Here is a 7,917-nt window from a genome sequence, read left to right on the forward strand (position 1 = left end):
CGACATCGAGGGCGTCGACGCCTCGCGGACGACGTGTAACAACATCCACGAGATCTACCGCAACCTCGGGGTCGAGGCGGCCCGCGAGACGATCATCGACGAGACGAAGAACACGCTCGAAGAGCAGGGGCTCGACGACGTGAACGTCCGCCACCTCATGCTCGTCGCCGACATCATGACGAACAACGGCGAGATCGAGTCGATCGGCCGGCACGGCATCTCCGGCAACAAGGACTCGGTGCTCGCCCGCGCGGCGTTCGAGGTCACGGTCAACCACCTGCTCGACGCGGCGATCCACGGCGAGTACGACGACCTCGACGGCGTCATCGAGAACGTCATCGCCGGCAAACCGATCTCGATGGGGACCGGCGACGTCGACCTCCGGATGGGGTCGCGCGTCGTGAGCGACGACTGATGCGCGTCGAGCTCTCCGACGAGGCGCGGCGCTACATCGGCCGGTTCGACGAGCTGACCGGCGTCGCGCCGACCGACTGCCTCGTGGAGGGCGACCGACTCGTGTTCGTGGTGCCCGCCGGCGAGATGGCGAGCGCGATCGGCCAGGGCGGCGAGACCGTCGCGGAGGCCGAGCGGCGGCTCGGGAAGTCGATCGAGCTGGTCGAAGACGCCGACACCGCCGAGGCGTTCGTCGCGAGCACGCTCGCGCCGGCGGCCGTCAACGCCGTCACCATCTCGGAGCAGAACGACCGCGTGGCGTACGTCGAGGTCCCGGAGGCGGACCGCGGCGTCGCCATCGGCGCGGAGGGCGCGAACATCGAGACCGCCCGCCGGCTCGCGGCGCGCCACTACGACGTCGACGACGTCCAGCTGACCTGAGCCGGAACCCACGCCCTTTTGCCGACGCGACCGTTCCTCGTCACATGAACCGGAGGCGCTTCCTCAGCGGAGTCGGAGCCGGGGCCGCGGTCGGCGTGACCGGCTGCCTCGGCGGCGGGGACGGCGGCGCGGACCGGCCGTTCCCCGACGCCGACTGGCGGACCGAGGACGGGCTCGACGTGGCCCTCCTCGCGGATCGACACGCCGAGGCGCTCGTCGACGCCGGGGGTGCCACGCTGTTCTCGACGGCGGCGACGAGCCACGACGGCGACGCGGAGCCGACCCCGTGGTTGCCCTCACAGGAGTACGAGGCCGCGTACGACCTCGAGCACGGACGACAGTACGTGCGACAGGAGCTGACGGAGGCGGAGGGCGCCGACGTCTCGGAACTGTACGTCACCGTCGACCTGGCGCTCATCCGCCGACGGAGCGGCGACGAGACGCGGTACGCCCGTCGCGCGGTCGAGCGGTCCGACGGCGACTTCGCGGAGGCGATGCGCGCCGAGGTCGTGACCGGGATCCGCGTCGAGGGGCAGACCGCGGAGGGCGAGACGGAGTACGAGGGGCTGAACCTCTGGAACCCCACGAGCGACGGGGCGGGCGAGGTGCGCGGCGAGCGGACGGCGCGGTTCGCCGCCGACGCCTTCGCCGGCGACCGGACGGTCCCCGAGACCGTCGACACGGCGTCGGCGACGGTCCACGTGTACGAGTCCGGCGTCGTCCCGCGACTCGAACAGTCGTGGGCGGGCGAACACGACGGCCAGTCGGCGAGCGTCGACGTCGACATCGACTACCGCGACCTCGGCGCGACGGTGCCGGAGCCGGACTGGGTCGAGACGGCGCGCGAGGAGACGAGCGCTTGACCGTCGCCGGGCGAAACGACGGCCGCTCGCGCCGGCTCACCGGCTCAGCGGGAGCGAACGGCCGTCGTTTCCGATCCGCGGCCGGTTCGCGAAACCCCCTCAGATCCGTCGAGAGGTAGCGCTCGGAGGATCTGAGGCCGTTTCGCCGCGGAGAAAGACGACGCTTAAGTAGCTCCGTTCGGAAGTAAGCGTACGATGGCGAACGGCAAGTACGCGGCCCGTAAGCTCAAAAAGGACCGGCAGAAGCGCCGCTGGTCCGACTCCGAGTACGCTCGGCGCGAGCGCGGGCTCAAGACGAAGTCCGACCCCCTGGAGGGTGCCCCGCAGGCGCGCGGCATCGTCCTCGAAAAGGTCGGTATCGAGGCAAAGCAGCCGAACTCCGCGATCCGAAAGTGCGTTCGGGTTCAGCTCATCAAGAACGGGAAGCAGGTCACCGCGTTCTGTCCCGGTGACGGCGCGATCTCCTTCATCGACGAGCACGACGAGGTCACCATCGCCGGGATCGGCGGTGCGAAGGGCCGCGCGATGGGCGACCTCTCCGGCGTCAACTACAAGGTCGAGAAGGTCAACGGCGTGTCGATGATCGAACTGGTTCGCGGCAACGCGGAGAAGCCGGTCAGATGAGCGGCGAGGAGACCGAGGCGCCGTCCGAGGAGGACGTCGCCGCCGACGAGCCGGACCCGGACGCGCCCGCGTCGAGCGAGGCCGCCAACGAGAACGCCAAGCTGTTCGGCGTCTGGGACGTCACCGAGATCGCCTACGAGGACCCCTCGACGAAGCGCTACATGACCGTGACCCCCATCGCGCACACGATGGGCCGGCACGCGTCCAAGCAGTTCAAGAAGTCGGAGATCTCCCTGGTCGAGCGGCTGATCAACCGCCTGATGCAGACCGAGGAGAACACGGGCAAGAAGCAGCAGGCGACGCGGATCGTCCGCGACGCCTTCGACATCGTCCACGAGCGGACCGAGGAGAACCCGGCCCAGATCCTCGTGAGCGCCGTCGAGAACGCCGCGCCCCGCGAGGAGACCGTCCGCCTGAAGTACGGCGGCATCTCCGTCCCGAAGGCGGTCGACGTCGCGCCCCAGCGCCGCGTCGACCAGGCGCTGCTGTTCATCTCTGACGCCGTCGCGAGCGCGACGTACAAGTCGTCGACCCCCGCCGCCGAGGCGCTCGCGAGCGAACTCACCTTCGCCGCCGACTACGACGTCGAGCGCTCCTACTCCATCTCGCAGAAGGAAGAGCGCGAACGCGTCGCCGCCGCGGCCCGCTGATCCGGGCTCGCAGGCAGCCGACGCGCTCTCCGTTGCGGCATTTTTCTCTCCGACCACCGACGGGTCCGTTTCGACCGCCCGTCGCGTCGGGCGCCGCTCGCCGGTGTCACCGGTCGCGGCGCGCGCGGTGCCGCCGCTCGCGAGAGTGAAATAGTGAAAAGCGGGATTGCGACCGCGCGCTCGCGGTTCAGTCGTCGGCCGGGGCCGCGCCCGAGCCGCCGTCCGCGTGCTGCTGTTTGACCCACGAGAGCTTGCCGCCGGCCGCGAGGATGTCGCGCTCGCGCTCGGAGGCGTCCAGGTCGGCGGTGAACTCCCACTCGCCGTTGACGCTGACGGTGAACTCCTCCTGGCCGGAGGAGACGCCCGCGGGCACGTCGTCGACGATCTCGAGGTCGTCGCCCTGGTCGATCTCCTCGTACGTTTCCTCGTCGATCGCCAGCGGGACGATCCCGAAGTTGAAGAGGTTCGCCTTGTGGATGCGGGCGAAGCTCTGCGCGAAGACCGCCTCGATGCCGAGGTACATCGGACAGAGCGCGGCGTGTTCACGGGAGGAGCCCTGGCCGTAGTTCTCGCCGGCCACGAGGACGCCACCGTCGGCGTCGAGCGCGCGCTCGGCGAACGTGTCGTCGACGCGCGAGAGCGTGAACTCGGAGAGCTTCTCGATGTTCGAGCGGAACTTCAGGATGTCCGCCGTCGCCGGGATGATGTGGTCGGTGGTGATGTTGTCCTCCATCTTGAGGAGGGCCTCGCCGCCGTCCACGTCGATCCCGTCTTTCAGCGGCACGTCGCCGATGTTCGGGCCCTTGACGAGCCCGTCGTCGATGGCCTCGTCGGGCGAGATGATGTCGGAGTCGTCCTCGCCCATCCCGGGGCCGTACTTCGTCCCCATCTCGAGGCCGGGGGCCTCGAGGTCGCCGAGGTCGTCCGCGAGGTCGCGCGGGTCGACGATCTCGCCGGTGATGGCCGCCGCGGTGGCGACCTCGGGCGAGCAGAGGAAGACGGAGTCGTCCTCGATGCCGGAGCGACCCTCGAAGTTGCGGTTGAAGGTGCGCAGCGAGACGGAGTCGGAGGCGGGCACGTGACCGATGCCGATACACGCGCCGCAGGTCGCCTCGGAGAAGTTGACGCCGGCCGCCATCATCTCCGCGGTCCAGCCCTCGCGGGCCAGCATCTCGGAGGCCTGCTTCGAGCCGGGCGCGACGATCATCTCGGTCCCCTTGGAGACCTCGCGGCCCTCCAGCATCTTCGCGCTGGGGAGGATGTCCTCGTACGCGCCGTTGGTACAGGAGCCGACGATGACCTGCTCGACGTCGGTGCCCTCGAACTCGCTGACGGGGGCGACGTTGTCGGGCATCGACGGGGCGGCCACGAGCGGCTCGAGCTCGGTCAGGTCGACCTCGATCGTCTCCGCGTACTCCGCGTCCTCGTCGGGCTGGAGGTCGACGTACTCGTGCTCGCGGTCCTGGCGCGCGAGCCAGTCCTTCGTCTTCTCGTCGGTCGCGAAGATCGAGGAGGTGGCGCCGAGCTCGGTGCCGAGGTTCGTGATCGTGGTGCGCTCGGGGATCGTGAGCTTCTCGGCGCCGGGGCCGGTGTACTCGAAGATCTTGCCGACGCCGCCCTTGACGGTCAGCTCGCCGAGGAGGTGGAGCGCGATGTCCTTCGCGGTCGCCCACTCGGGGAGCTCCCCTTCGAGGTGGACGTTGACGACCTCCGGCATCTCGACGTAGTAGGGGCCGCCGCCCATCGCGACGGCGATGTCGAGGCCGCCGGCGCCGATCGCGAGCTGGCCGAGCCCGCCGGGGGTCGGCGTGTGCGAGTCGGACCCGAGCAGCGTCTTGCCGGGCGCAGCGAAGTTCTCCTTGTGGACTTGATGGCAGATACCGTTGCCGGGCCGCGAGAAGTACGCGCCGTACGTGCCGGCCGCGGAGCGGAGGAAGCGGTGGTCGTCGGTGTTCTTGAAGTCGAACTGGTACGTCTGGTGGTCGCAGTACTGCGCGGCGAGCTCCGTCTGGACCTCGTCGAGGTCCAGCGCCTCGAACTGGAGCCACACCATCGTCCCCGTGGTGTCCTGCGTCAGCACCTGGTCGATCTCGATGCCGATCTCCTCGCCGGGCGTCAGCTCGCCCTCGACGAGATGGTCATCGAGGATCTTCTCTGTAATCGTTTGTCCCATATCATCCGCAGTTGGCTCTCCCGTGGATATAAAACCCGCGAGTTTCCAGAAGATCGACCGTGTTAGATCGTTCGATGCGGCAACGCTCGCGCGGATCTCGGCGTGATACCACGCACCGTGAAATACGTAGCCGTGCCGAGTGTTTTAGGTCATTAAACGCCTGAAGCGGCCGAAAAACGCCGCCTCAGCGGTCGCGGCGAGACCGGCCGCTTCCCGCGCGAGCGGCGCGCGGCGCGGCCGACACCGTTTAGGTTCGGCCGCGGTTCCGGACGGGCATGTTCGACTCGGGAGCCGCGGTCGCGGCGGCGCTCTCCGCCGCCGGGGCCGACCTCGACGACGCGCAGCGACAGCCGAACGGCGTCGACCTCACCGTCGACGCGGTGTTCGCACAGACCGAACCGGGCCGGCTCGGTCGCGACGGGAAGCGCGTCGGCGAGCGGCGGGAGCTGGAGCCGCGGGGCGACTGCTACCGACTCGAACGCGGGAGCTACGTCGTCCGGTACGGCGAGCCGGTGCGGATCCCGGAGGGGCGGATCGGCTTCGTCCTCCCGCGGTCGACGCTGCTCCGGAACGCCTGTACCCTCGACACCGCGGTGTGGGACGCGGGCTACGAGGGTGTCGGCGAAGGGCGGCTCGACGTCGGCCACCCGATCGAGATCGAACCGGGCGCGCGGATCGCGCAGCTGGTGCTCGCCGAGGCCGACCACGACGGGACGTACGAGGGCGCGTATCAGGAAGAGCACCTCTGAGCGGCGGCCGAGCGACGCGCCCTCGCGGTCCCCGCCGACGCGGTCGATCCCCATCACGTCATCGCCCGCGTGTTCGGCCAAGACGACCTCGCAGTTCGGCTCGGGGACGCCCGGCGAAGCCACGGCCCGCTCCGTCACCGCCGGCGCGAACGCCCGCTCGTGCTCGAAGGGGTACCCCTCGCGGATCTCGGCCTCCAAGAGGAGCAGCGGCCCCTCGACGCCCTGTCCGATCCTCCTCGCGGACGGCCCGTGTTCCGCGACCGTCACGGCGACGCGGTCGGCGCCCGTCGTCATCTCCTCGGTGTCCCGCTCGGTCGGTAGCGGCTTCGGCTCACCCGCTCCCGGAGCGCGGACGCGACGCTCGTCGGTCGTCTCGCTGCGCCGTCGCCAGTACCGCGATTCGGCGGGCTGGTGGCTCAGCGTTCAAAGGAACGAACGGCACGCCCGTGCCGGGAAAAGGTGGCACGGGCGTGTCGTTCTGTAGGTCCCCGCTGACGCTTCGGCCCTCCAAGCGAAGCGTCACCTGAGCATACCGACGGTAGACACTTAATCTTGCCGGGGGCGGCAGTGTTGTCGTATTAGATCGCGGCGAGGAGTTCACAACACTCGGCGGACACGACGCGAGCGTCGACCGACCGCGACCCGGGCTCCGTGACGCGCCGAGGCCGCGCTCCGGACTACTGCCGGGCGGGGTGGTCCGCGCGGAGCCGCGACTGTCCCTCGCCGAGGAGCCGCTCGCGGAGGGTCTCGCCCGGCGGTTCGGCGTCGGCCGGGGGAACGAGCCCGCGCTCGCGCAGCTCCGGGACGACGAGGTCGACGAAGTCGACGAGCGAGTCGGGGCGGACGACCTCCTTGACGTTGAACCCGTGGACGCCGACCTCCTCGTGCCAGTGCTGGAGCTCGTCGGCGACCTGCTCGGGGGTGCCGATCAGCTTCGGCGAGGTGGTGCCGAGCCCGCAGAACTCGGCCACCTCGCGCACCGTCCACTCGCGGTCGGGCTGGGCCTTCGTGAACGCGTTCATCGTCCCCTGGATCGCGTCCGTCTCGATGTGTTCGACCTTCTGGTCGGGGTCGAGCTCGGAGAGGTCCATGTCGAGGAAGCCGGACAGCAGCGCGAGCGTCGCCTCCACGTCGACGTGGCGCTTGTACTCCGCGTACTTCGCCTCCGCGAGCTCCCGCGTCTCCCCGACGATCGGCACCACGCCGATGAAGAAGCGGAGGCTCTCCGGGTCGCGGCCGGCGTCGGCCGCGCGCGACTTCACGTCCGTCACGTACTCGACGACGCCCTCCTCGGTCGGCTGGCTGGCGAAGACGGCCTCGGCGTTGCGCGCCGCGAACGACCGCCCGTGGTCCGAGGAGCCGGCCTGGTAGACGACCGGCGTGCGCTGCGGCGACGGCTCGCAGCCGTGCGGGCCCGGCACCGAGAAGTGGTCGCCCTCGTGGTCGATGGCGTGGACCTTCTCCGGGTCGCTGTACCGGCCGGTCTCCCGGTCGGCCTCGACCGCGTCGTCCTCCCACGACTCCTCCCACAGCTGGTAGCAGACGTCGAGGAACTCGTCGGCGCGGTCGTAGCGCGTCTCCTTGTCCATCCGCTCCGAGAGCCCGAGATTCTCGGCGGCCGACTCCAAGTAGGAGGTGACGACGTTGATCGCGACCCGCCCGTCGGTGAGGTGATCGAGCGTGGAGAACTCCCGCGCGAGCTGGTAGGGGTGGGTGTACGTCGTCGAGCGCGTCACCGCGAAGCCGAGGTCCTCCGTGACCTCCGCCATCGCTGGCACGACGAGCTGCGGGTCGTTCGCGGGGGTCTGGACCGCCCGCTCGACGGCCGTCTCGCGGTCGTCGCCGTACACGTCGTAGATCCCGCGCACGTCCGCGAAGAACACCGCGTCGAAGCCGCCGCGCTCGGCGGTGCGCGCGACCTCCGTCCAGTACTCGCGGTCGGCGTAATCGGCCGACCGGTCGCCGGGGTACCGCCACGACCCGGGCGAGACGTGCTCGACCGAGGCCATGGTGAAGAGGTTGAG

7 protein-coding genes and 1 pseudogene are annotated in these 7,917 nt (G+C 69.9%); 6 read left to right on the top strand and 2 right to left on the bottom strand.

Translation table 11 applies throughout. The annotated features are described in order from the left end of the window. The 5 genes and pseudogenes from Q0116_RS09155 to Q0116_RS09175 form a co-directional block, all read left to right on the top strand. Positions 1–415 (top strand): annotated as a pseudogene (locus tag Q0116_RS09155) (DNA-directed RNA polymerase subunit A''); the annotation flags it as partial. Next, a complete protein-coding gene (locus Q0116_RS09160) occupies positions 415–834 on the top strand; it encodes a NusA-like transcription termination signal-binding factor (protein ID WP_297887178.1) in 420 nt (139 codons plus the stop codon). The pseudogene Q0116_RS09155 and the gene Q0116_RS09160, both read left to right, overlap by 1 nt. Positions 835–878: 44 nt before the next feature. Beyond that, on the top strand, positions 879–1,697 hold the full coding sequence (locus Q0116_RS09165; protein ID WP_297887181.1) for a hypothetical protein: 819 nt from the start codon (positions 879–881) through the stop codon (positions 1,695–1,697). 195 nt (positions 1,698–1,892) lie between these two features. Further along, positions 1,893–2,321, top strand: a complete 429-nt coding sequence (locus tag Q0116_RS09170) for a 30S ribosomal protein S12 (RefSeq protein ID WP_006111505.1) — start codon at positions 1,893–1,895, stop codon at positions 2,319–2,321. Further along, entirely contained in the window at positions 2,318–2,971 is a 654-nt protein-coding gene (locus Q0116_RS09175; RefSeq protein ID WP_297887188.1) for a 30S ribosomal protein S7, read from the top strand. The genes Q0116_RS09170 and Q0116_RS09175 overlap by 4 nt, the downstream gene beginning before the upstream one ends. Before the next feature lie 187 nt (positions 2,972–3,158). Here Q0116_RS09175 and Q0116_RS09180 read toward each other — a convergent pair whose 3' ends face one another. Beyond that, positions 3,159–5,144, bottom strand: a complete 1,986-nt coding sequence (locus tag Q0116_RS09180) for an aconitate hydratase (RefSeq protein ID WP_297887191.1) — start codon at positions 5,142–5,144, stop codon at positions 3,159–3,161. 275 nt (positions 5,145–5,419) lie between these two features. Between Q0116_RS09180 and Q0116_RS09185 the strand changes: the two genes are divergently transcribed. Next, positions 5,420–5,893: a deoxyuridine 5'-triphosphate nucleotidohydrolase gene (locus Q0116_RS09185; protein WP_297887193.1), complete on the top strand. Its 474-nt coding sequence runs from the start codon at positions 5,420–5,422 to the stop codon at positions 5,891–5,893. Between the two features lie 677 nt (positions 5,894–6,570). Here Q0116_RS09185 and Q0116_RS09190 read toward each other — a convergent pair. Further along, the coding region (locus Q0116_RS09190; RefSeq protein ID WP_297887196.1) for an LLM class flavin-dependent oxidoreductase at positions 6,571–7,917 on the bottom strand (1,347 nt) is incomplete at its 5' end.

The organism is uncultured Halorubrum sp., from assembly GCF_937146585.1.
GTDB classification, from domain to species: Archaea; Halobacteriota; Halobacteria; order Halobacteriales; family Haloferacaceae; genus Halorubrum; species Halorubrum miltondacostae.